At 43.2% G+C, this 23752-nt stretch carries 11 protein-coding genes and 1 tRNA gene; 2 read left to right on the top strand and 10 right to left on the bottom strand.

Annotation, left to right across the window (positions count from 1 at the left end; genetic code table 11):
• Window positions 1-234: 234 nt before the first annotated feature.
• The 3 genes from IPJ86_07850 to IPJ86_07840 all read right to left on the bottom strand — a co-directional run bounded on the left by IPJ86_07850 (window position 235) and on the right by IPJ86_07840 (window position 3230).
• Window positions 235-1650, bottom strand: a complete 1416-nt coding sequence (locus tag IPJ86_07850; GenBank protein ID MBK7887204.1) for an MBL fold metallo-hydrolase — start codon at window positions 1648-1650, stop codon at window positions 235-237.
• Between the two features lie 45 nt (window positions 1651-1695).
• The gene (locus IPJ86_07845) at window positions 1696-2499 is read right to left on the bottom strand and encodes a sulfite exporter TauE/SafE family protein (GenBank protein ID MBK7887203.1); all 804 of its coding nucleotides are present in this window, start codon (window positions 2497-2499) and stop codon (window positions 1696-1698) included.
• A gap of 62 nt (window positions 2500-2561) precedes the next feature.
• Window positions 2562-3230, bottom strand: a complete 669-nt coding sequence (locus IPJ86_07840) for a Crp/Fnr family transcriptional regulator (GenBank protein MBK7887202.1) — start codon at window positions 3228-3230, stop codon at window positions 2562-2564.
• 315 nt (window positions 3231-3545) lie between these two features.
• Between IPJ86_07840 and IPJ86_07835 the strand changes: the two genes are divergently transcribed.
• A complete protein-coding gene (locus IPJ86_07835; GenBank protein ID MBK7887201.1) occupies window positions 3546-5996 on the top strand; it encodes a DNA translocase FtsK 4TM domain-containing protein in 2451 nt (816 codons plus the stop codon).
• 42 nt (window positions 5997-6038) lie between these two features.
• The gene (locus IPJ86_07830) at window positions 6039-6686 is read left to right on the top strand and encodes an outer membrane lipoprotein carrier protein LolA (GenBank protein ID MBK7887200.1); all 648 of its coding nucleotides are present in this window, start codon (window positions 6039-6041) and stop codon (window positions 6684-6686) included.
• A 571-nt stretch (window positions 6687-7257) separates the two neighbouring features.
• Here IPJ86_07830 and IPJ86_07825 read toward each other — a convergent pair.
• From IPJ86_07825 to IPJ86_07795, 7 genes are all read right to left on the bottom strand, one after another.
• On the bottom strand, window positions 7258-8007 hold the full coding sequence (locus IPJ86_07825) for an energy transducer TonB (GenBank protein MBK7887199.1): 750 nt from the start codon (window positions 8005-8007) through the stop codon (window positions 7258-7260).
• Window positions 8008-8427: 420 nt separating this feature from the next.
• On the bottom strand, window positions 8428-16182 hold the full coding sequence (locus tag IPJ86_07820; GenBank protein ID MBK7887198.1) for a PKD domain-containing protein: 7755 nt from the start codon (window positions 16180-16182) through the stop codon (window positions 8428-8430).
• Between the two features lie 392 nt (window positions 16183-16574).
• On the bottom strand, window positions 16575-17078 hold the full coding sequence (gene idi, locus IPJ86_07815; GenBank protein MBK7887197.1) for an isopentenyl-diphosphate Delta-isomerase: 504 nt from the start codon (window positions 17076-17078) through the stop codon (window positions 16575-16577).
• 205 nt (window positions 17079-17283) lie between these two features.
• Window positions 17284-17559 (bottom strand): rhodanese-like domain-containing protein, encoded by a 276-nt coding sequence (locus IPJ86_07810; GenBank protein MBK7887196.1) that lies wholly within the window; start codon window positions 17557-17559, stop codon window positions 17284-17286.
• A 96-nt stretch (window positions 17560-17655) separates the two neighbouring features.
• Window positions 17656-18312 (bottom strand): T9SS type A sorting domain-containing protein, encoded by a 657-nt coding sequence (locus IPJ86_07805; GenBank protein MBK7887195.1) that lies wholly within the window; start codon window positions 18310-18312, stop codon window positions 17656-17658.
• 138 nt (window positions 18313-18450) lie between these two features.
• Window positions 18451-18540, bottom strand: a tRNA-Ser gene (locus IPJ86_07800).
• Between the two features lie 206 nt (window positions 18541-18746).
• On the bottom strand, window positions 18747-23621 hold the full coding sequence (locus IPJ86_07795) for a hypothetical protein (GenBank protein MBK7887194.1): 4875 nt from the start codon (window positions 23619-23621) through the stop codon (window positions 18747-18749).
• Window positions 23622-23752: the final 131 nt, after the last annotated feature.

Here is a 23752-nt window from a genome sequence, read left to right as displayed (position 1 = left end):
ATCTTATGATCTTTGTCATTGCTAATGTTGGATTGGAAAGATTGATTTTTAAAAAAGAATCTGCAGAATTTTCAAAAATCAATTTAAACTCATTCGATGACCTAGATCTTAGACTATCAAATGTAATCTCTTAGCAGATAAAAATGCAATGTTTTATCATAAAAAAAAACAAACCCGAAAAGCTATTGGAACTTCCAATCACTTTCCGGGTTCAATTATTTATGACTATTGATTTTACAATAAAGTACTAGGACAAACGTAATCTGTCAATTCAAATTTCGCAGTTTCCTTAATAGATTTGAAACCACCTTTCACATCAATCAGGTTATCATACCCGCGCGCCTTGAGGATCGAAACAAAAATCATAGACCTGTAACCACCTGCACAATGAATATACACCGGCTCATCTTTATCCAGCTGTGACATAGCATCGTTTATAAAATCAAGAGGGGCATTGGTGGCCTCTTTAATATGCTCAGAAGCAAATTCACTACTCTTCCTTACATCTACAATTTTAGCTGCAGCATTCTTCTTTCTCAAATCAGCCAACTCTTCTGCAGAAATGGACGTGATGGTATCTACCTCTTTCCCTGCAGCTTTCCAGGCATCAAAACCGCCTTCCAGATATCCCAGAGTAAAATCATATCCCACTCTCGCCAATCGTGTTACTACTTCTTCCTCCCTTCCCGGTTCGGTGATAATGAGCAACTCTTGTTTCACATCAGGAATCAAAGCGCCTACCCATGGAGCGAAACTACCATCAATACCAATATTAATAGAATTCGGAACAAAGCCTTTTGCAAAAACCTGAGCATCTCTGGTATCGAGCAGAAGTGCACCCGTTTCATTGGCAGCAGCTTCAAAAGCCTCAGGGCTCAGCGCTTTTGTACCTCTTTTCAAAACATCTGAAATATTATCATACCCCTGCTTGTTCAATTTGACATTCTGTGGGAAATACGCAGGAGGAGGCATTAAACCGGCAGTCACTTCTTTAATAAATTCCTGTCTGGTCATATTTGCTCTCAAAGCATAGTTCACTTCCTTTTGATGACCGAGTGTATCATACGTCTCCTTGCTCATATTTTTACCACATGCTGAACCTGCACCATGCGCAGGATAAACGGTAATATCATCCGGCAATGTCATGACCTTGTTTCGTAAAGAATCAAATAGATAACCGGCAAGATCATCTTGCGTTATATCTCCCTTTTGCGCGAGATCAGGACGACCCACATCGCCGATGAACAACGTATCTCCTGTAAACAATGTGGATTCTTTTCCTTTATCATCTTTCAACAGAAAACAAGTGGACTCCATGGTATGTCCGGGGGTATGTAAAACTTTAAAGGTAACCTTTCCCACCTTAAACTCTTCACCATCCTTCGCTACATGTGCTGTAAAACCTGTTTGAGCATTCGGACCATAAACGATAGTTGCTCCGGTAGCATTCGCCAGGTCGATATGACCTGAAACGAAATCTGCATGGAAATGTGTCTCAAACACATATTTGATTTTCACTCCATCTTTTTCAGCCCTGTCGATATAGGGCTGCACTTCCCTAAGGGGATCAATCACCACGGCTTCATTTTCTGAAACAATGTAATACGCGCCCTGTGCCAGACACCCTGTATAAATTTGTTCTATTTTCATGTTTTTATATTTTTAATATTATTTTATGACGACTATCTGCAAGTTTTATTTAAACCAAACTTCCTTAATAATGATATAAATTCCTGTGACCAGAACAAACCATCCAAAACCTCTCTTCAGTTTCTCCCCTTCAAACTTTTTTGTAAGCATATTCCCAACAAATATTCCTGCCACAGCAATAGCTGTTATCGTTAGAAGCAGAGGCCAGTTTAAATCATAATGGCCCATATCACCCATAAAACCAAAAAGTGATTTTACAGCAATGATCAACAATGATGTGCCAACAGCCTCCTTCATGGGAAGTCCGCTTAACAACACGAGTGCCGGAATAATGAGGAATCCTCCACCGGCTCCCACAAGTCCTGTTAAAGTACCCACAACAAGTCCTTCCAGTAGGATAACAGGATAATTATACGTCCTTTCATTTTTAGGCACCGAGGGTTTCGCCACGCCATTTTTTCTGATCATTGAATAGGCTGCGGCCACCATTAAAACTGCAAAAAGCAATAACATAAACAATGATTTTGTCACTTCCAATCCTCCGACAGTAAATACACTATCGGGTATGGCAGGTACAAGCAATAAACGTGTCAGGTAAACAGCAATAATAGAAGGTATTCCGAAAACAATCGCTGTTTTCACATCAATCAACCCTTGTTTAAATTTAGGAAGTGCTCCTACGAGACTCGTTGTGCCCACAATAAACAGAGAATATGAGGTAGCGAGGACCGCATCAGTATGGAAAAGATAAACCAATACCGGAACAGTCAATATACTACCTCCACCGCCAATAAGGCCCAGTGAAATTCCAATAAGTGCAGAAGCGAAGTAACCGATTATTTCTAACATATTTCCTTTTGAATGCGGATGCAAAGATGCGACAAGGAAAACGGTGAAAACGGTAACATTGATTACAAAGGCAAATTTTTCAGATCAATGTAATTTCGGTTCAACTTCACTTTTCCCGCTTGCTCCATGCTCTTCAGTAGTCTGGAGATCACCACACGGGATGTCCCTAAATCACCGGCAATTTCTTCGTGTGTAACTTTCAGTTCATCCGTTTTAAAAGTCAGGCGTTGTTTTTTAAGATAAAACTCCAGACGCTCATCAAGGCCTTTAAAGACAGTATGATCAATTAACGTTAGTAACTCTTCGAATCGGTTACGGAAAGTGCCTAGCACAAAATAGTACCAGGTTTTATAGGCTGTCATCAGGTTATCCATTAATGCGATGGGAATTAGAATGACTTCCGTTTCCTCGGTAGTCCTGGCCAACAACTCACTTTGCTCCTGGCGAGCTGCACAAATCATGGACAGGGCACATGCGTTTCCGGGTTCCAGGTAGTACATGAAAAATTCACTTCCATCTCCACTTTCCTTGTAAACCTTCACCCGACCTTTGGTAATCAGCATTGTAGATTTGAAATACTGGCCGGGTTTCATCAGTATTTCACCGGCTTTAAATTCACGAATCATGGCATTTGCAGCAATTTCATGTCGCAATGCCGGCTCTAGTTCCGAATAGTATTCCTGCAATTTATCGAGAATAAACTGCTGATCAGTATTGATTAATTCATTCATCGTCCTAAAATAAGTATTAATTCGATACAATTTTCACCAAAATCGCAAATAAAGTACCTCAATTCCCGTTCAGTTTTGCACATACGAATGTTAAATAAGCGTGTCCCCTACTATGTAAACGGGGAGTGAAAGCTTGCTATTTTTAACCGCTAAACCCTATTGATTGTCATGGCCGGAAAAGGAAACAGAATTAAAGAACCGCTGGTGGAGCAGGAAACCGAAGAGCTGGAGCAACCTGTCGTTCAAAAACCGGTAAAAAAAGTTAAACAGCGGAAAGAAAAAGTAGTTGCAGAAAAGCCATTTGCATTTTTAAAAATGCTGAGTGACGAGCGGACAAAAAAGATCACCGGCTTATTCCTGCTGTTGATTTCCGTTTTTTTACTCATCGCCTTCACTTCTTATTTTTTTACATGGAAGAGTGATCAAAGTTTAGTGACCGGATCCTGGTTTGATCTCATGCGATTCTCTGATAAAAAAGTGGAGAACTGGCTGGGTAAGATGGGTGCCATTTTCTCCCATCAGTTTATCTACACATGGTTTGGAATTTCTGCATATGCGTTTGTATTGCTGGCCTTCCTTGGAGGATTCAAAATATTATTCCAGGCAGCATTGCTACCCTTAAAGAAAACGTTCAGATATAGTTTCTTTAGTCTTGTTTTTTTCCCTCCTGCCCTTGCCTTTTTATTCAGCAATAAACCTGATTTATTGTTTCTGGGTGGCGGGATCGGATATCAGATTAATATGTGGCTGACTTTGTCCCTCGGAAAAGCAGGGACAGGTTTCCTGATTGCCTTTACCGGTTTATCGTTTATGGTCGCCGCTTTCAATATGAAATTCAGTCTGCCTGTAAGAAAAAACCAAACCGCTGCGGAATCTTCTGAAGAGTTGTTTGAAGACGAAGAAGAGGATTTCGAATTTGGAAATAAATTAAAAGAAGAACGCGGACCATCTCCCGAAATCGAACTCCCTCTTGAACTGCCGGATGAATATGCACATAGAGACGAAATTGAACATCTTTTTGCAGAAACTGAACCGACAACCAAAGCACCAACTCCTGAATTGCATTTGCTCGACGCAGAAATTCCCTCCACAGAGATGGAACTGGAGATGGAAAACAACGAAGAAGGTTTACAGTTAGAAGTGGAAGAAATTAAAATGGCGGAAGTAAATGCAGAGGGCAATTTACAGGTGGCCAATCCTGAAGATGCGAGTTTGCTGGAGCAATTGGGAGAGTACGATCCCAAACTCGACCTGAGCCATTATCAGCATCCCACACTGGATCTACTCGAAAATTATCAGAGCACTCGCTCACAGATGAGTCGTGATGAGATCATGGCGGAGTTGGAAACCAACAAAAAGCGGATCATCGAAACACTTGGTCATTATGATATTGAAATCGATAAAATAAAAGCTACAGTTGGTCCTACCGTCACATTGTTTGAGATAGTACCCAAGGCGGGTGTACGTATTTCAAAGATCAAAAATCTTGAAGATGATATTGCCTTGAGTCTCGCGGCATTGGGTATACGTATTATCGCACCTATTCCGGGTAAGGGAACTATCGGAATCGAAGTACCGAACCAGCATCCTGATATTGTCAGTATGCGTTCTGTAATTGGCTCTGAGAAATTTCAAAATTCAGAGTTTGATTTGCCCATTGGTCTCGGGAAAACCATCTCTAATGAAATCTTTGTTACCGATCTTGCGAAGATGCCTCACTTGCTGATGGCCGGTGCGACCGGACAAGGAAAATCAGTTGGTCTCAATGCTATTTTAGTATCCTTGCTATATAAAAAGCATCCGGCACAGGTCAAGTTTGTATTGGTAGATCCGAAAAAGGTAGAACTTACCTTGTTCAAAACCATCGAACGCCATTTCCTCGCAAAGCTTCCCGGCGATGAAGATGCTATCATTACGGATACTAAAAAGGTAGTGGCTACACTCAATTCGCTTTGCATTGAAATGGATAACCGTTACGAGTTACTGAAAGATGCACAAGTGAGGAATATCCGAGAATACAACGCGAAATTTGTCGCCCGTAAATTGAATCCCAATAACGGACATCGCTTTCTCCCTTATATTGTTTTAGTGGTGGATGAGTTTGCCGATTTAATTATGACGGCCGGTAAAGAAGTAGAAACGCCCATTGCAAGACTGGCCCAGTTAGCCCGAGCGATCGGCATCCATTTAATTATTGCCACGCAGCGACCTTCTGTAAATATTATCACGGGAACCATTAAAGCCAACTTCCCGGCCCGATTGGCTTTCCGTGTTACCTCAAAAATTGACTCAAGAACTATTCTGGATACTGGTGGAGCAGATCAGCTTATCGGACGAGGAGACATGCTCCTTTCCACCGGAAATGATTTGGTTCGTATCCAATGTGCCTTTGTTGACACTCCTGAAGTTGAATCCATTACCGAATTCATTGGCAACCAGCGTGCTTACCCCACTCCTTACCTTTTACCTGAGTATGTAGGTGAAAATGAAGGATCCGGAGGAGGAAGTGATATGGGAGCCGATGATCTTGATCCACTTTTTGACGAGGCGGCACATATGGTCGTACAGTTTCAGCAAGGTTCAGCCTCGCTACTGCAAAGAAGGCTAAAGTTGGGCTATAACAGAGCTGGACGTTTGGTAGATCAATTAGAAGCAGCCGGCATCATAGGCCCATTTGAAGGAAGTAAGGCAAGAGAGGTGCGTTGCAAGGATTTGGCAAGTTTGGAACAATTATTGAAAAGCCTGAAGTCACCATCAGGGGTCTGATGGTTTGAAACTTTATCTTTGCCGAACCAACCGATTATGAAAATGAACAAAATTATTAGCGCTTTAATAGTGCTAGCCTTCTCCTGTAGCTATAGCCTAAATGCACAAACTGATGCCAAAGCGCAGGAAATACTAAAAAGCGTAAGTGCTAAATATAAATCTTACAAATCGCTCGAAGCCTCTTTTAAACTTGACCGTCTCGATCAAAAAAGTAAAAAAACAGAATCCTTTACAGGCACTATATTGCTCAGCGGTACGCGTTTCAATTTTGTGATGTCCGATCAAACCGTCATGAGTGATGGTACTACTACCTGGACCTATTTAAAAGAATCCAACGAAGTACAGATCAGTGAGGCAAAAACAACTGAAGGTGCAATATCACCCACTACCATTTTCACGATGTATGAAAAGGGATTTAAATCCAAATATCTCGGAGAGAAAACAAGTGCCGGAAAACAAGTTCAACAAATCGAACTAACGCCTGAAGACTCCAAGAAGAACTATTTCAAGATCATTCTCAACATCGACAAGACCGCTAAATACGTCAGTGAAGCCCGGATTTTTGAAAAAAACGGAGGCATCCTCACCTACTCCATCGTAAAATTCACTCCCAACGCTGTTGTTACGAATGAAAATTTTTCCTTCAATAAAGCGAAATATCCAGGCGTTGAGGTTGTTGATCTTCGATAAGAAAGTTTAAAGTTTAAAGTTTAAGGTTTAAAGTTTAAGGTATACCATGAAGCATATCGCTTTTCGCGATTCTGCTTCATGGTCGCGATTCTGCTTCAAAGTTTTCACTCGCTCTGCGAACGCAGGTCTCGTGACATACGAGATGATCTCGGCATCACAATCCCGATAGCTATCGGGACGATAGCTATCGGGATTGTGATGACGAGACACTCGCCACGTGTCCACGGGTCTCGTGATATACGAGATGATCCCGTCTCCCGATAGCTATCGGGACGATAGCTATCGGGATTGTGCTGACGGGAAAGGTTTACCATGAAGCGTATCGCCTTTGGCGATTCTGCTTCATGGTTTAAGGTCCAAAATTGAAACGTATAGCCATGCTTGTCCCGTAGGGACATAACACTGGTACAAGAGGACGCCGTCGCCCCCCCTCACAAGCCCGCACCGACCTTCGGTCGGTGCGGGCTTGTGATACGAAGTGATCATCTTTTCCTTACAGAGATACCGCGCCAAACTGTGGCTCTGGAAGATCAGCGAACCGGGACTAAGTATAATCCCTTCCACCATCCTCCTACTTCATACTAAACCTAACAGGAAGGGCATACCGCACTAACACCGGCTTACCCTTCAGCTTTCCGGGTTGCCAGTCGGGCATGGATTGCACTAAACGTAAAGCTTCTTTGTCACAGGACGCGTTGATGCCTCGTGTGACATACGGATACAAAACTTTTCCCTTTTTGGTAATGATGAAACTCACATACACCGTGCCCGGTTGAGCATCCTTAATGGACATGATGTTATTTTTAAAGTAGGAAAGAATTCCTTTATCACCTCCCGGAAATTGCGGCATTTGATCTGCTACATTCAGGGCACCGGAATTCGCTGATAGTGTTTTGGCATCCTTCTTTTGCGCGAATAACTGACGGTATACTTTCTTCGGAATGGTATCATCTTCAATGACCATATTCCCGTGACAGTTTTTATCCAGCAACTTGAACGCAGCTGTATCTCCGAGTGCAAGTAGAGAACTCCAGTCACGACAGGCATTCTCAGGATTGCTCATGGCCCAGTTCACAACGCCACGGTTAAAATAGGCCTCTCTACTCCCGGCATCCGTAGCAATTTCATTGGTAAAAAAAATATTTGCCTGCTCCATCTTGTTTTCCAATACCAGTTCGGTACCCTGGTTCATCGTTCCGGTCAATGTATTTTGTTCTACCATCATCTTTACCAGCGAATCGGTTTGAGGATGGTGTTGTGCTATTGCATTACCGGCTGAAAGGACAAGAAGAAACGAAATTGAACTTTTGAATTTGAACATAGCTTTGGATGTTTTTGGGGATCGACTTCAAACCCATTTCCAATGCTAAATATAGTAACTATTCTTGAATTGCATTATTAAACTGACTTTAGCAGTAAAAACCAAGGTTTTAGATTTAGAAAAAGAATAGAAAATAATCGAATTGGGATGTATTCACTTTTCAAATCAAAAAGGGAGTAATATATCTTTTAAAATTTATCTCTACAGAAATATCGCTTCGCCAGGGGGAAACTCTCGTCAACTGACGAGTTTGGGAGGGGAGGATCGTTATATCGAATTTTACTGCATTAAAAATCGGATTACAGAGTGGAAATATATAGTTTTTTGTGAAAATTAAATGGAACCTCGTCGCATTTAGAATTTAACTACACCTTCCTCTTCTGTAATCCGAAACTGTTTTTTAATCTATTCTTCTAATGGTTATCTCACCAAACTTACATGCCCTACTTTCTCATGAATCTTACCCCATACGTCAGTGACTTTTACAGAGTAGACATAAACACCTTCCTGTGCAGGTTCCGGGCGACCGGCCACACTTCCATCCCATGGCCTGTTATCTGCTCCTTCGCTGAAGAAAATCTGATCTCCCCAACGGTTAAAGATGCTTAACTTGACATCGGCAATATAAATACCCTTGATATTGAATCCTTCGTTCGTACCGTCACCATTTGGAGTAAAGGCATTAGGAATCCACCAGCTAAAGATGGGCTCTACACGAACCGGGTGTTGTACAGAATCGCGACAACCGTAGGCGTTCACTACCCATAAAGTCACCATGTAGTTTCCGGTATCTCTGTAGGTATAAGATGGCTCAAACTGTGTGGAGGAACCTCCGTCACCGAATGTCCAGGCATAGGTAAGACCGCCACTGGATAAATTGATGAAATTAAAGTTCGGATTCATGATCGTTTGGGTAGCCGGATCAGGCTCAAATTCTGCCAATGGTCCCGGATAAACGGTAACCACATTGGGCATCGTGATGGTGTTGACACAACCGGAATCAGAAGTTACGGATAAGCTGACATTATATGTTCCACTTTGAGTATAGGTATGCGAAGGGTTTTGTAAAGATGAAGTACCTCCATCACCGAAATCCCAATCCCAGGCTACCACATTTCCCGAGCTGATAAAGGATGAATCCGTAAACTGCACGAGAATCGGGCCGCAACCTTGTGCATTGATATCATTAAAATGAGCTACCGGTAATGGATTAACGACAACTTGTCCGAAGATGGTGTCAGTACATCCATCACCACTCATTACAATCAATGAAACCGTATACGTCCCGGCTTGTGAATACACATAGGATGGATCCTGTGAAGTAGAAGTCCCACCATTATCTCCAAAGTCCCAACTATAACCGGTGATAGTACCACCGTTGATGGTAGAGGTATTATTGAACTGGACTGCAGTATTCAGACAAGCTGTACCGGCAGTAAATCCTGCCACCGGCAATGGACTGATGATGACATTGGTTGTTGCAGTAGCACGACAACCATTTGCATTGGTGGTGGTAAGAGTCACTGTATAAGTTCCTGAAGCGGTATAAGTAGCAGAGGCATTGGCCAGATTAGAAGTATTACCGTTTCCGAAGTTCCAATCCCAGTTGACGATATTATTATTGGCACCTGAGCTCGTGTCGATCAGGGGAATATTCACTCCTATGCAACCATTCCCTGCTACCGGCATTGGAGAAGGCGCTTCAAAGATCTCAATCGAATCCGTCACTGCATTTCTGCAACCTGCATTAGAAGTAGCTTCCAGCGTGATGGTATAGAAGCCCGGTGTGGCATAGAAATGTGTAGGATTTTGTGCTGTACTGGTTGATGAATCTCCTAATGACCATGACCATCCTGTAATGCTACCGGTCGAAACAGTTGAATTATCCAGTAACTGTACAGGCTCATTCATACACACATCTCCGGCGGTAAAATCTGCCACCGGCAAGGGGAAGACGGTAACGGTACGGTTGATACTCGCAGTACATCCTGCAGGAGTCGTCACGGTCAGACTTACATTATAACTTCCGGGTGCGGTATAGGTATGTTGCGGATTCGCACTATTGTCAACCGTGTTATCTCCGAAATTCCAGCTGTAATTGAATGTTCCTCCTCCGGTAATCTGAGTTTGATCAAAGAAGTTTGTACTTCCATTCAAACAAACATCATTGGATGAGAAATCTGCAACGGGAACAGGATATACATTGATGCTTCTGTTCACTGTATCTGTACAGCCATCACTATTTTGAACGATGAGTTGTACATTATAGGTACCGGTAGCTGCATAATTATGAGTAGGATTCGGAAGACTTGAGGTGGAGCCATCACCTAAATTCCATGACCAGCTTGTTATTGCACTACTACCTGCCAGACTGGTATCCGTTAATTGTACCGGACTACCGAGACATGCATTTGTAACGGTAAATCCGCTTTGAGGCAGGGCATTCACTGTAGTTTGCGTAGATGCTGTATCGCTGCATCCTTTATCGGTCATGGCTATGAGCGTGATCGTATAGTTGCCGGATGATGCATATTGATGACTCGGCTGTTGTACCGCAGCAAATGATCCATCTCCAAACTCCCAATACCAACCGTTTACACTTCCCGAAGGAGTCGTGCTTAAGTAGGTGAATACATTTGGTGTATTGAAACAGGTAGAATTGGTAGTGAAATTTGCCACAGGCTTCGGATTTACATTCACCTGACGGCTCGCTGTATGTTCACAATTCTGATCAGAACCAATGGTCAGTGTAACTGTATAGGTACCGGGATTCGAATAGTAATGAACAGGGTCACTTAATGAGCTGGTGACTCCATCACCAAAATCCCAGTTGATATCACTAATGTTTCCATTGGTGAGTAATGAATTATTATAAAACCGTGTAGAATCGCCTTCACAAACCTCAGGGGCAGCAAAGTCAGCTAAGGGCATCGGATCGATAGTTACCGATTGAACCGTCGTATCTATACAACCGTCATTCGTTGAAACAATCAGAGAAACATTATAAACTCCTTCAGCAGAAAACAAATGTTGCGGATTTTGTTGTTGTGAAGTATTTCCATCGCCGAAATTCCATGACCAATTTGTAATGTTTCCGCTTGACACGACAGATCCATCCACAAAGGCACTTGGACTTCCTAAACAAACATCAGCAGCAGTGAATGCAGCAGAAGGTACAGGTGTAATTTGCACGGAAGCTGTTGAAGAATCCACACATCCAAATCCTGATGTAGCGACAAGAGTAACAGGGTAAGTACCCGGTAAAAGATAATTAACGGAAGGTTGTTGTCCGGTGGAGAACTGTCCATCACCAAAATTCCATTGCCAGTTCACAATATTTCCGCTACCGATTGTAGTGAAATTATTGAAATTAGTTGTTGATCCAATACAGGCACTGTTCGCCGTAAAGTTTACAACAGGTAATGGCTGGAGGTTTACATTATTGGCAAAGGTAGCCGTACATCCTCCTGCATCGGTAATAGTTACCTGATATGTTCCGGGAGTGTTTACACTAATCGTTTGCGTCGCCGCACCATTTGACCAGAGATAAGAGGCTCCATTGTTACCTGCATCCAAAGTGACATTGGTACCCTGACAGGCTACCACATTCACCGGATTTGACGCCAGTCCTGTTCCTCCTTCAATCACACTGAAGGTACCTGCGCCCTGGCAACCTGCGGCATTTGTCACCACCACATTGTACAATCCGGGAGATGAAACCACAATGGTTTGGGTGGTCTCTCCACCCGGAGCCCAGAGATAATTCAGTCCGGGATTTCCGGCATCAAGTACAGAGCTAAATCCGGCACAGAAGAAAGAATTGACTCCTGTAACTGTTGGTGTAGGTGTCAGCGAAACCTGAATCGTATCGCGATCGGTACATCCGCTTGAATTTGTTGCGGTAACTATATACGAAGTGGCTACAGATGGATTTACATAAATGGTAGATGTAGTCGCACCGTTGTGCTGCCATACATACGTTCCGCCACCTGTAGCGGTAAGCGAAGTTGTAGTTCCGGAACAAATGACTTTATCCGGACCGGTATTGGCAACAGGCAATGCATTCACTGCTACCCGTGCTGTATCATTCCGTGTACAACCATTGGCTGCAGTAACGGTGACAATGTACGTGGTAGTTGCTGCCGGAGAAACGGTAATAGCAGCGGTATTTGCACCACCCGGTGTCCAGCTATATGTACCACCACCTGTTGCGGTCAATGTAACATTTCCACCGGCACAGGTAATCTGATCAGGACCGGCATTGACAACAGGCAATGTTCTAACGGTGACGCGTACACTATCTCTGGAAGTACAGCCATTGGCATTCGTGACAACAACATAATAGTTCGTTAAAGACCCGGGAGTAACGGTGATACTTGGTGTAGTAGCTCCACCCGGTGTCCAGGCATAAGATGAACCTCCGGTTGCGGTTAATGTTGCACTTTGTCCGAGACAGATAGATTGATTTGAACCGGCATCTGCGATGGGAGGAGCATTGACAATAACATTCTGAGTCAATGTATCTGAACAACCCAGCGAAGTAGTACCAATCAATGTAATCACATAATTACCGGCAGTGGTGTAGGTCATGGAAGGACTCATTTGTGTAGAGGTCTGACCGTTACCAAAACTCCATTGCCAAGCGTTGATAGCACCGTTGGCTGAAGTACTGGTATTGTTCAGGATGACAGAACCGCCCTGACAAATAATAGTTGGAGAAGAAGTAAATGAAAGAACAGGTTGAGGATATACTTGTACGATACTTGAAATAGTTCCGGAACAACCACCCGGAGTTTCCACTTGCAGCGTCACGTTGTAGTTGCCCGGTGTTGCATAGGCATGCTGAGGATGTTGCTGTGTAGATGTCGTTCCATCTCCAAAATTCCAGTTCCATACAATGATATTTCCGAATCCGACTGAGGATTGATCAGCGAACGATAAGGTGGTTCCTACACAACCCGGATTAACACTGAAAGCGGCGGTGGGCATCGGATAAATATTGAGTGTATCCGCTAACGTAGATGTACATCCTAAATCAGAAGTTACTGTCAGATTAATAGTATATGCGCCGGGATTATTATAAACGTGCGTTGGATTTTGAGCGAAGGAAATATTTCCATCTCCCAAATCCCAACTCCAGCTGGTAATACTGCCCCCATTCACGGCAGATGCATCGAAGAAAAATACCGTGTCATTTAAACATTCATCGTTAGGTGTGAAAGCAGCTTGAGGCAATGGATTCACCTGAACAGTATTGGCAATGGTTCCGGTACATCCATTGGCATCGGTAATAGTAACGGAATATACACCGGCAGCATTTACCGAGATAGTCTGAGCGCTGGAACCCGTGCTCCACTGATAAGTCGATCCCGGAAATCCTGCATCTAAAGTAGCCGTTTGTCCCTGACAAATAGCCACCGCATTTGCATTACTGATTACCTGTCCGCCCACAGTCACTTGTGTGGAAGCTACTGTTGTACAACCAAACTGATTGGTAACGGTCACGGTATAACCTCCTTGTGCATTCACCAAGATGGATTGCGAGGTAGCACCATTACTCCATAAGTAAGAAGTTCCCACAGCACCCGGATCAAGTGTTGCACTGACACCGCTGCATATAAATACACCCGCCGGAAGAACTGCCGCAGGATTCTGATTGACGGTTACATTAACAAATGCCGTTGCCTGACAACCGTTTCCATCTATAACATTCACTGCATACGTAGTGGAAGCATTGGGAGTGACGGTAATGGTATCATTAATATTTCCGGATGGATTCCAGCTATAACTCACACCACCGCTTGCGCTGAAGGTAGCACTCTGTCCCTGACAAATACTCACATCAGGACTCACCGTTGGAACCGGCAATGGATTGACCAGTACATTCACACTGTCAACACCGGTACATCCGTTGGCATCGGTTACAATAACCGTGTAAGTGCTATTGGAGGCTGGAGAAACCACAATGGTTCCACCTGACAAACCTCCCGGTGACCAGGAATAAGTAGTACCGCCATTCGCAGTCAGGGTGGCATTGCTACCAATACAGATAGTCACATCCGGACCCGCAACGGCAACCGGCGGACCATTCACCTGCACCGGCAATTGCATAGTATCCGAACAACCGAAACTATTGGTAACAATTAATGTTGCGGTATAAGTTCCGTTATTTCCATAAGTATGGGTTGGACTCACCACTGAAGTCGTATCTCCGTCTCCAAAATCCCAGAAATACCCTGTGATTCCGCCGGAAGAAGTATTATTAAAAGTTATCGGTAATCCCTGACAGTTATTTCCTGAAACGGTAAACCCGGCAGTAGGCTGAGGATTTACAGTCACACTTTGAGTAAGTGTATCAGAGCAACCGAGTGAATCAGTCACAATAAGTGTAGCGGTATAGCTTCCGGGAGGACCCAGTACTACCGAAGGATCAGACGATGTAGATGTACTGCCGTTACTGAATACCCATGACCATGAAGTTCCGGGAGGCGTACTGTTATTGGTGAAGTGTACCGATGATCCGGCACAAACAGTATCCACACTGAAAGCAGCCACCGGTAAAGGTGCGATGATTACTTGTTGAATGATGGTATCCACACAACCATAAATATTCTCTACAATGAGTGAAACATTATAGGTTCCGTTTCCGGGGAACGTATGAACAGGATTTTGCTGATTAGAGCCTGTTCCGTCACCAAAGTTCCATGTCCAGCTTTGCATACCGCCGGGAGTACTGCTTAAATCAGTGAACTGTACAGGTGCATTTCCACAAGCACCGGACCACGTAAACGCAGCTGTGGGTTCAAATGCGCTCATGACATTGACAGTATCCGTACTGCTGCAATTTCCATCAGAGACGGTGACTACATACGTTCCTACAGGTACCGTTTGCGTAGGACCGGTAAATCCATTACTCCATAAATAAGTATAAGGAGGATTTCCACCACTCGCATTCGCTGTGATGGTCGCCTGATCACTACAGGCAATGTATTGATCAGGTCCGGCATCTACTACAATACCGGTTACCGTTATACAATACGAATAGGTATTCGATCCTATATACGGACAAGCATCATCACTGACACGAACGGTAAAACAATGCGGCGTGTTACTGATATCTGCGGTAGTAGGTGTCCAGCAAAAAGTTCCTGTTGGATGCGGACTTCCTGCACTGCTGAAATTTCCACCTGCAATACCTGTATTCCAAAAAAGACTTACTTGCTGGCCGGCATTAATATCATTGGAAAATACATCAAAACAGAAATTCTGATTGGCACATACGGTCATTGAAAAATCGTTGGTGCCATTAATACCGGACAAGGTAGGTAAATCATTCACGCAGTTCAGCACTGTAATTTGAATGTCACGCACTACAGAACCGATCAAGACACCATTCCTATATTCCTGTACCAATACCGCCATAACTGTCACTTGCAATTGTGTTGGTGTAAAACATATATCACCGGTTTGTCCATTGAATTGAATAGCCGGGGTAGATGCAAGTGGATTTGTCGCGGTATACGGCGCCATATAACTCACATCGTTCGTTGCAGTTTGACGAGGATCTACCATCGTATACACGAGCGAATCCCCATCGGGATCAATGGCACCATGATTAAAACATAGTTGCTGACCTAAACAAGCGAAGGGAACAGGCTTATTGGAAAAAGTAGGCGCGCTATTGCATTGTACATTCAGGTTATCAAGCGATGCATATATGAAGAAGGTGTTGGACCCGGGACTGCTGATTGTTGTAATAGCTGCATTTCGACAGCATAAAGAATAGGAAAATTCCCAATCGGCACATTGCATGGGGAGGGTAACAATTCCCTCGTACACCCATTCCTGAATACCTGTAAATGTCCCGCCGTTACAAGTACTGGTAGCAGTCGGACATAGATACGTAACTTCTTGTCCCGTGCCTGGAATGGGTTGACACGTCACACCAAGATTGCGCCCGCAACTTGCAGAACGGATATTCACATATACATTGGCCGGGGCAAGGATTCCAATACAATCACGGTAAAACGAAAGCCGTACTTTGTAAGTATTTCCTCCCAGGCACTCATACGTTAAGTCGGCTCCCATCGCATGGCTTGCAAACGCTTTATCCCCACTGAGGGAGAGCAGCGCAACCGCCAGGACTAGTAAGCATCTTCGTAATTTTCGGCTCATAACATCGGGTTTTTCGTTTTTGCCTCCCTGTTAGTTGTTTCAATTTCACAGGAATACTTTTATGGCAAAAACAAATCTAACCGCGCGTATGAAGTCAAATGCAGCAGATTCACACCGATTGTTGTAGCTGTAAGTAAATGGTGATATGCAGGCTTGAAGCAAATTGCTACAAGCTGATAATCAAGTGTTTTAACAAAACAATGAGGTCAATAACAAGTATTCTGAAACGAAAGAAAATTATTTAAAAACAGAAAAGCATCCGTTGAAAAAGGAGTTCATCTCACCAAATGAGAAGAACATTACAAATGTCAAATTAAGTATCAGACCTGATAATCTTACTAAATCCTGAAAATAAAACCCGGCGTATGGGCTTAGAAAAATCGTGCCAAACATTACAAAATATTTTTCCGGATCATTTCCTTTAACCAAAATGTATACTTCTCCGGAAATAAATTTACATCCGATTTTAAATCGGCTATGGCCATCCACCTGAAATCTTCTGCCTCGTTCGGATTCATAACGGGATCTGCATCCGAAATTCCTTTTAAAATGTAATCGAGTTCATGTTCGATCAAACCATTCTCCAGATCTGTTTTGTAAATCATAGAATTTTCAACAGTCAATAGCAGGCCTTTCATACCCATCTCTTCTCCGAGTCTCCGGTTTGCGGCAACAAGCAAATCCTCTCCGGGAGCCGGGTGACTGCAGCAGGTATTGGTCCATAAACCACCGGAATGGTACTTATGTGCAGCACGTTTTTGAAGCAGCAATTCTCCCTTCGAATTATAAATCAAAACAGAAAAGGCACGATGCAAAATCCCTTTACGGTGAGCTTCCATCTTTTCCATTACACCGACTTCTACATCGTTGCTATCCACTAAGACTACATAATCCATAGAACGAAGATAACAGATGGAAACTGAAAATGTTTGCCAGGTATAGAATTTATAATCGGAAACCGAATGAAGGGTAAATAAAAATCACAGGTGGACTGTTGCTTGCAAGGCTTCCGGCCGCCAGCTTCCGGCTACCAGCTATTCTTAATCAAATCAGAATTTAACTATTAATAAATAAGAATTGTAATCGTCTAGGTGAATCTTCTCAACTGATCAATTCATTTACATTTAACCATGATCCGCCATCCTGTACATTTGTAAGACCTTGTTGAGTAAGGTACATAGTGGCCTGACGACTTCTGTTACCGGAGGCACAACAAAGTACTATGGTGTTGTGGATAGATTTAAATTCATCCAGCCTTGCGGGTATCTCATTCAGCGGAATATTGATAGAACCGGCTACATGGCCACCGGCAAACTCCCATTCCTCTCTGACGTCAATGATGGTTGAACTTTTCCCGGCTTGAAGATTATTTTTCATTTTTTGATGTTTTAACTATGCAAAGGTAGACTGCCGGGGGAGCTCTAATCAGCAATAAAAGTTACATAGACATCATTCTCCTGCATTAAGGAATTGCTAATTCTTCACCAGCTTCTCCCTTCCGGTACAGTTGCCATTTTCATACACTTCAATAAAATAAATTCCCGAAGAAAATTCAGAGAGTCCGATGGACAATTGGGTTGCCTTTGCTTCTGCGCTTAACAAGGTAGCGCCTGACAAATTTTGAATGCGAATAAACCGGTCATTACTGATGGCAGCAAAGCGCAGATTCACATTATCATCTGCAGGATTGGGATGAAAACTAAAAGCCTTGTTCTCCTTATCGGGTAACCCACTCGCTACGGTAACTACAAAGTCAATCGAATCATCGGGACCGGGAACAATACCGGGAGAACAGGGAGAGGGTCCTATTCCGGTTTCTACATGAAAAAAGAACCTGTAATTTCCGGCCGGCAAGAGTCCCACGTTAAAGGTATCGGAGTCATAACAAATAACAGAAAGCGCCCCAAGGCAATGCATCGCATTCGTTTCAAACTTATTTCCAACCTGATTAAAGGTAAGCGTTTTATCCTTACAATCACCCGAAGAGAATTGCACATCTGCAATCAGCTTCACCGGCGTATTTGTAGTTGGTTGCGCCGGATCCGTTTTCAGTTGAAGAATGTTTTGTGCATTGGTTTGAAGGGTCAGGAGGAATAAATAACAGAACAGGGAGTAGATTTTAATTTTCATTTTGGTAGAATTTGAATACGGAATAAAAGTAAAAGTAAAAATTAATTTTATTTAACAGATGCATTTCCCTGTTCAATATTGATGAAAGAAAAGTATCCGAAAACAAAAAATGCCCCGTGAGGGGCATTGATATTCAATTGGCGGAGAGTTAGGGATTCGAACCCCAGGAGGCTTTAACACCTCAACAGTTTTCAAGACTGCCGCAATCGACCGCTCTGCCAACTCTCCGGGGTCAAAAATAGTACATTGGGAGATATGTTAGCGGAAAATGGAAATTTTATTCCGTTGGGATTTATTAGATTATTGGATTGATTTTGAGAGGGGTATTTACAATGTGATCGATATAATTACATAACAGATAATTAAAACCTACTTTACGCAATAAAAAACGGCCGGGAAATGTCCGACCGTTTTTCATCTTTTGTAGCTGTTTCTTATTTCAGAACCACTTTGTTCAAATATTGGGTTCCATCCATCAACCTGGTTTTACAGATATACAGTCCCCGCTCAAACTCCGAACAACTCAACCGGATCTGATTCTTATTTCCACCACTGGCCGAAACTATCTCTTGACCTAAACCATTGAAAATGATGGTCTCAAAAATTACACCCGGGGCATTTATTTCCAGAATATGGGTTGCAGGATTCGGTGAAATGATGATACCCTCTTGTTTATTTACTTCTCCTATCGCCGTAGTAGACTCATTTATATCCGTAATTCTGATGATCATCGCACTGTCGGTAAATAATCCTCCCGCATCCGTAGCGCGGAGTCTGATGGAATAGCTATTCTTGATTTCAAAGTCAAAACTCGCGGCGGACAAAAGAGTATTTCCTGAAACAGAAAATGAACTATTGTCGGCATCACCTGTACCGGTCACCAATTGATAGGTATGGGAATCGTTGTTGTCGGTATCTGTAGCGGATAAATTAGAAACGAGCGTTCCCGCTGCTTCATTTTCTGCAATGGAGTCTGCACTTAACATTAAAGTCAATGGTACTTCGTTGACATTGGTAACGTTTAATACAACCGCCTCTTCGTAATCTGCACCCTGACTATCTGTTATTCTCAAACGAATGGATAGCGGGCCCTGCGATTCGAAATCAAAACTATTTAGTGTTTGCAATTGCGTTCCGGCAACCGTGAACGAAGCATTGTCCGTATCCCCGGCTCCGCTAACCAGTGTATAGGTATGCGAGTCTACTGCATCCTGATCCACTCCGCTTAATGCTGCAATAGTAGTTCCGGCAGAGAGATTCTCAGCAAAAGTTGCAGACGATAGACTGAGATCAGTCGGCGCATCATTGTTATCATTTACTGTAATAGTTAATGATTTTTCATAGGTCAAACCTCCTGCATCGGTTGTTCTCACACGGATATTCATAACCGGAGTGATTTCATAATCCAAAGCAACTGCTGTTTGTACTTGTCCGTTAGAAATTGCAAAGGAACTATTGTGTGTACTTCCAGCTCCTGAAACCAAGGTATAGGTGTGTGAGTCTCCTGCATCTACATCCGTAGAACTCAACGCACCAATGAGCGTTCCTGCCACCTGATTTTCATCTGCAGCAGCAGCAGAGAGCGTTACATTTAACGGCGATTCATTGACATTGGAAACCGTAAAACTCAAGGCTTCTTCATAAGCAGCACCCTGAGGATCTACAGCCCTGATACGTACTGATAATGGCACTGCCGTCTCGTAATCAAAAGGAGAATTGGCCCTGAGGTTACTTCCCTGAATGTTGAACTGCGCATTGTGTGTACTTCCGGCACCACTTACCAGGGTGAAGGTATGTGTGTCCAGTACATCAAGGTCAACGGCATCCAGCACAGCCACTGTGGAATTGGCAGGCAGATTTTCAGCAATGGTAGATACCGTAGAAGTAATACCAGTAGGAGGATCATTGGCACCGGTTACAGTGACTGTAAATGGATTCTCGTAATACAATCCACCGGGATCAGTGGTACGTACCCGGATGAAACACTGCGGAGTTGTATTGGAATTTAATACCGCTGAAGTTTTCAATTGATTGTTAACGATCGTGAATAATCCGTTGTGTTGATCATTAACGCCTGTGACCAATGTATAGGTAAATGTTGGACTTCCTGCATCCGGATCTACCGTTGAAAAAAGTCCGACACCTGTTCCGGAAGGAAGATTTTCCGCTACGGTCATGCCGTTTAAATTCAGACTAATTGGTGCTTCATTCACGTTGGTCACATTAACGGGATAAGGCTTGTCATAATACCCTCCGCTCTGATCCGTACAACGGATACGCACATTATATACATTCTGAAATTCATAATTAAATACGCCATTGGTCCGAAGTTCATTTCCCACAATAGTAAAGGAAGGATTCCCCTGCGACTGTGCACCGCTGACGAGTGAAAAAGTATGTGCATCACATAAATCAGGGTCCTGCGGGGTGAGTAAGCCGACTACCGTACCTGCGGGCGAATTTTCAGGAACTGTTGTTGCGCTCAGCCAGATAAAGGTCGGATTCGCATTGCTGCCGTTACCGATCACCCAGTTTTCTCCTAACTCCGATGTATTACCGCTACTGTCAGTAACGAGCATGGAAATAAATTCACCGGAGTGTACATTGTTATGTGAAATCGTAGTGGATATCTGCGCGATGCCATTGGAGGCAGTCGTCACATTCATGGAACCGATAAGTTCTTCTCCGGCACCAAAAGTGGATGTAGTATTGCTGACACTTTTATAAATCTGTACTATAAAATTCTCGTTGATGTTACTGTTCAATTCTGCACAGATGCGAACTCCACCTGCAACACTGTCGGCATCTAACATCTCCGGAAAATTCTGCAGATAATTATTGGGAGCACCACTGGATGGATCAGGATCAAGGTTATCATTGTTGGTCACACCATCGCTTTTAAGGTCAATGGCCATCTCCTCAATGTTTGGAAACGTATTACTCAGGAAACTATTTCCATATCCGCCATTGAATGTGCTGATTCCAAACAGTGAATTGGCAATAACATTTCCTTCACCTGTTCCGGTACCTCCTACCCTGTTATTATTTGACGGAGATCCATCAATCACCACCGCCACATCATTGATACCAAGGTCCGCTGTTTGTGTCGCGTCTGTCCCGATGTAATTTCCCTGAATGCTGTTGTTGGGACTATCATCCACCACAATGATGGCCTGTGTGGCCGTTCCAATGACATTTCCGGAGTTGGCGGTTCCAATCTGATTGTGATGGGTACCTGAATACATTCGAATCTGATACAGTCCATTATCGAGTGAGGATTGTAAATCTGACTTTACACCGATGTAATTCTTCTCCACAGTATTGTATCCGGTTCCTGAGCCATAAATCACCACTCCGTAATCGTCGTTTCCTGAAATCAGGTTTCCCATGGATGGCTGTGAACCACCCACCTGGTTATAAGATGCGCTATCATAAATCATTATTCCGGCGGTATTCCGGTCGATCGCTGTATCTCCCGTAATATCTGTACCGATATAGCTACCATAAATTTTATTTCTCAGACTACCGTTACCGTAGATGTGGACACCACCTGTAATGATGTTGCGATCAGCATTGTTGGTACCTCCAATAATGTTATCCGGTGAAGCATCGGTCCCTGAACCACCAATGATAATACCTTCAATATTGGCTTCGGGATACGTTGTATTTCTTATTCCACTGCTCGTGATACCAATATAACATCCCTTCACGTAATTATTTCCGCCATCATAAATATTTACGGCAGCATCTGAAGCATTGTAAATTGCCATTCCCTGCAACGTCGTGTTTTGTCCATTTACTAAAAACCCGCTCTTATTATTACAGTTAATATTGATGAGCATGGCTGCATTATCTGTTTCTCCAAAATTATTGGAATTCGCCGCTGCACCGGGTTGACTATATCCATTGATCAGCAAAGGATATTTTATCTCCGGCAACGCTGCACTCAGTTGTATGGTTTGTGCTCCTGCACCCGGAATATTAAAATTCACCGTGTATATGCTATCGCGATAATACCAGGGTCGTGCATTGGATTCCTGAATGATGGAACGCAGGGTGACAGATGTATTTCCTGCAATTCTCGACAGAGCACTTCCATCTCCATAGTTGGCATCGTTCGCGGTGGTGGTGTTTTCTGTTGTGGTATTAATCGTAAAAGAAGGTGTCACTATGTTTGAATTGAATCGCACCTTTATCCGAACCAAATCACGATTGGTATTGCTGATTTGCTTCGTGTAATAGATATAAGCTTCCTGTCCCGAAAACGTGAAATTTCTCGACGTATCTGTAGGGTCAATTAATGAAGGATAAAGCACTTTTGGATAAGTTGCCGTTGCCCATGCAATAGGCATTTGTTTGATGAGTTTGCGAAATGACCAATGTATAAGATCATCAGAGAGGGAATAGTAAAAACCATACACAGTGGTACCATTAATGGTTTGTGAACTGGCTCCCATGAGCATCCATTTATTGAAATACGTATTAAAAGTGAGGCTGCTGCTCATCGTCCCGATATTATCATTCAGGTCATTCAGCGGCGCAAGGGTATGTCCGGCAGGTCCTGAAAATCCGGGTGCATAAGGATTTCCTGCAGTAGCGTTAAAGCCGTTTCCATCCCACCCTCTCCAACTGGCAGGATCAGCAAGATCATTGGTACGAATCAACCCTACACCTGTGAGCTGTATACCGCGATCTTCCATATGAAGCATGCTGTAGTAATACCCATCTGCAGCATTATAAACAATGTTGGAGGGTGAAAAATATCCACATGGACCGGTACCTGCCAGATAGGTATAAGGCAGACACCATACCAGATGATTCGGAGATGCACTTTGCGTATAGGTCTTACCGGTATATGTTGAAACGGTATAGGTGACTGCATTGTGCCAGTTACCACTGGTTGGACCATTAAATTCCGTGTGATTCAATGAATGAATCGTTACACCATCGGTAGTATAAGGGGAATGAATCCAGGTGTTCTGATTAAAATTAGAATAAGTACTGTTCAACGCAGAAGTATATACCGGGCCATTGGCATAATCACGGGTCAGCGTTTCAAACGACAGACCTTTGAGTCGATAACAATCGTAATGCGAGGCAATCATTTGAATATAACCATTCGCATCTCTGAAAGCGCGTGCAGGAGCATCCGGATAATCGTTAGGAATTCCTTGTGCTGAAAAATCGAATACCATTTCTTCTCCGGTGAGTGTATCCACTGTTCCGGGATAAACAAGTTGCGCCTCCGCTTTTTGAGACGGAAGAATTAGCAGGATAAGAAATCCAATTGTTAAGAATAAATTTTTCATTTGAATAGATTTAGAATTCATTCTTACGATAGAAAATTGTAACAGTTCCTGCTTCAAGAAATAACAGTTCTGCTTTTGGTAAAACAATTGACCAACCCTTTGACGTATTACGCCTATATATCAATGGTTTA

The organism is Bacteroidota bacterium (genome assembly GCA_016713925.1).
GTDB lineage: Bacteria > Bacteroidota > Bacteroidia > AKYH767-A > OLB10 > JAJTFW01.
The sequence above is the reverse complement of the archived record's forward strand: the minus strand, read 5'-3'. Positions and strand labels throughout refer to the sequence as shown.

Coding starts and splice junctions, on each gene's coding strand:
- IPJ86_07810 (MBK7887196.1), bottom strand. CDS start 17,559: ATGAAAAATAATCTTCAAGCCGGGAAAAGTTCAACCATCATTGACGTC.
- idi (MBK7887197.1), bottom strand. CDS start 17,078: ATGGATTATGTAGTCTTAGTGGATAGCAACGATGTAGAAGTCGGTGTA.
- IPJ86_07830 (MBK7887200.1), top strand. CDS start 6,039: ATGAACAAAATTATTAGCGCTTTAATAGTGCTAGCCTTCTCCTGTAGC.
- IPJ86_07845 (MBK7887203.1), bottom strand. CDS start 2,499: ATGTTAGAAATAATCGGTTACTTCGCTTCTGCACTTATTGGAATTTCA.
- IPJ86_07840 (MBK7887202.1), bottom strand. CDS start 3,230: ATGAATGAATTAATCAATACTGATCAGCAGTTTATTCTCGATAAATTG.
- IPJ86_07805 (MBK7887195.1), bottom strand. CDS start 18,312: ATGAAAATTAAAATCTACTCCCTGTTCTGTTATTTATTCCTCCTGACC.
- IPJ86_07825 (MBK7887199.1), bottom strand. CDS start 8,007: ATGTTCAAATTCAAAAGTTCAATTTCGTTTCTTCTTGTCCTTTCAGCC.
- IPJ86_07795 (MBK7887194.1), bottom strand. CDS start 23,621: ATGAAAAATTTATTCTTAACAATTGGATTTCTTATCCTGCTAATTCTT.
- IPJ86_07820 (MBK7887198.1), bottom strand. CDS start 16,182: ATGAGCCGAAAATTACGAAGATGCTTACTAGTCCTGGCGGTTGCGCTG.
- IPJ86_07850 (MBK7887204.1), bottom strand. CDS start 1,650: ATGAAAATAGAACAAATTTATACAGGGTGTCTGGCACAGGGCGCGTAT.
- IPJ86_07835 (MBK7887201.1), top strand. CDS start 3,546: ATGCTGAGTGACGAGCGGACAAAAAAGATCACCGGCTTATTCCTGCTG.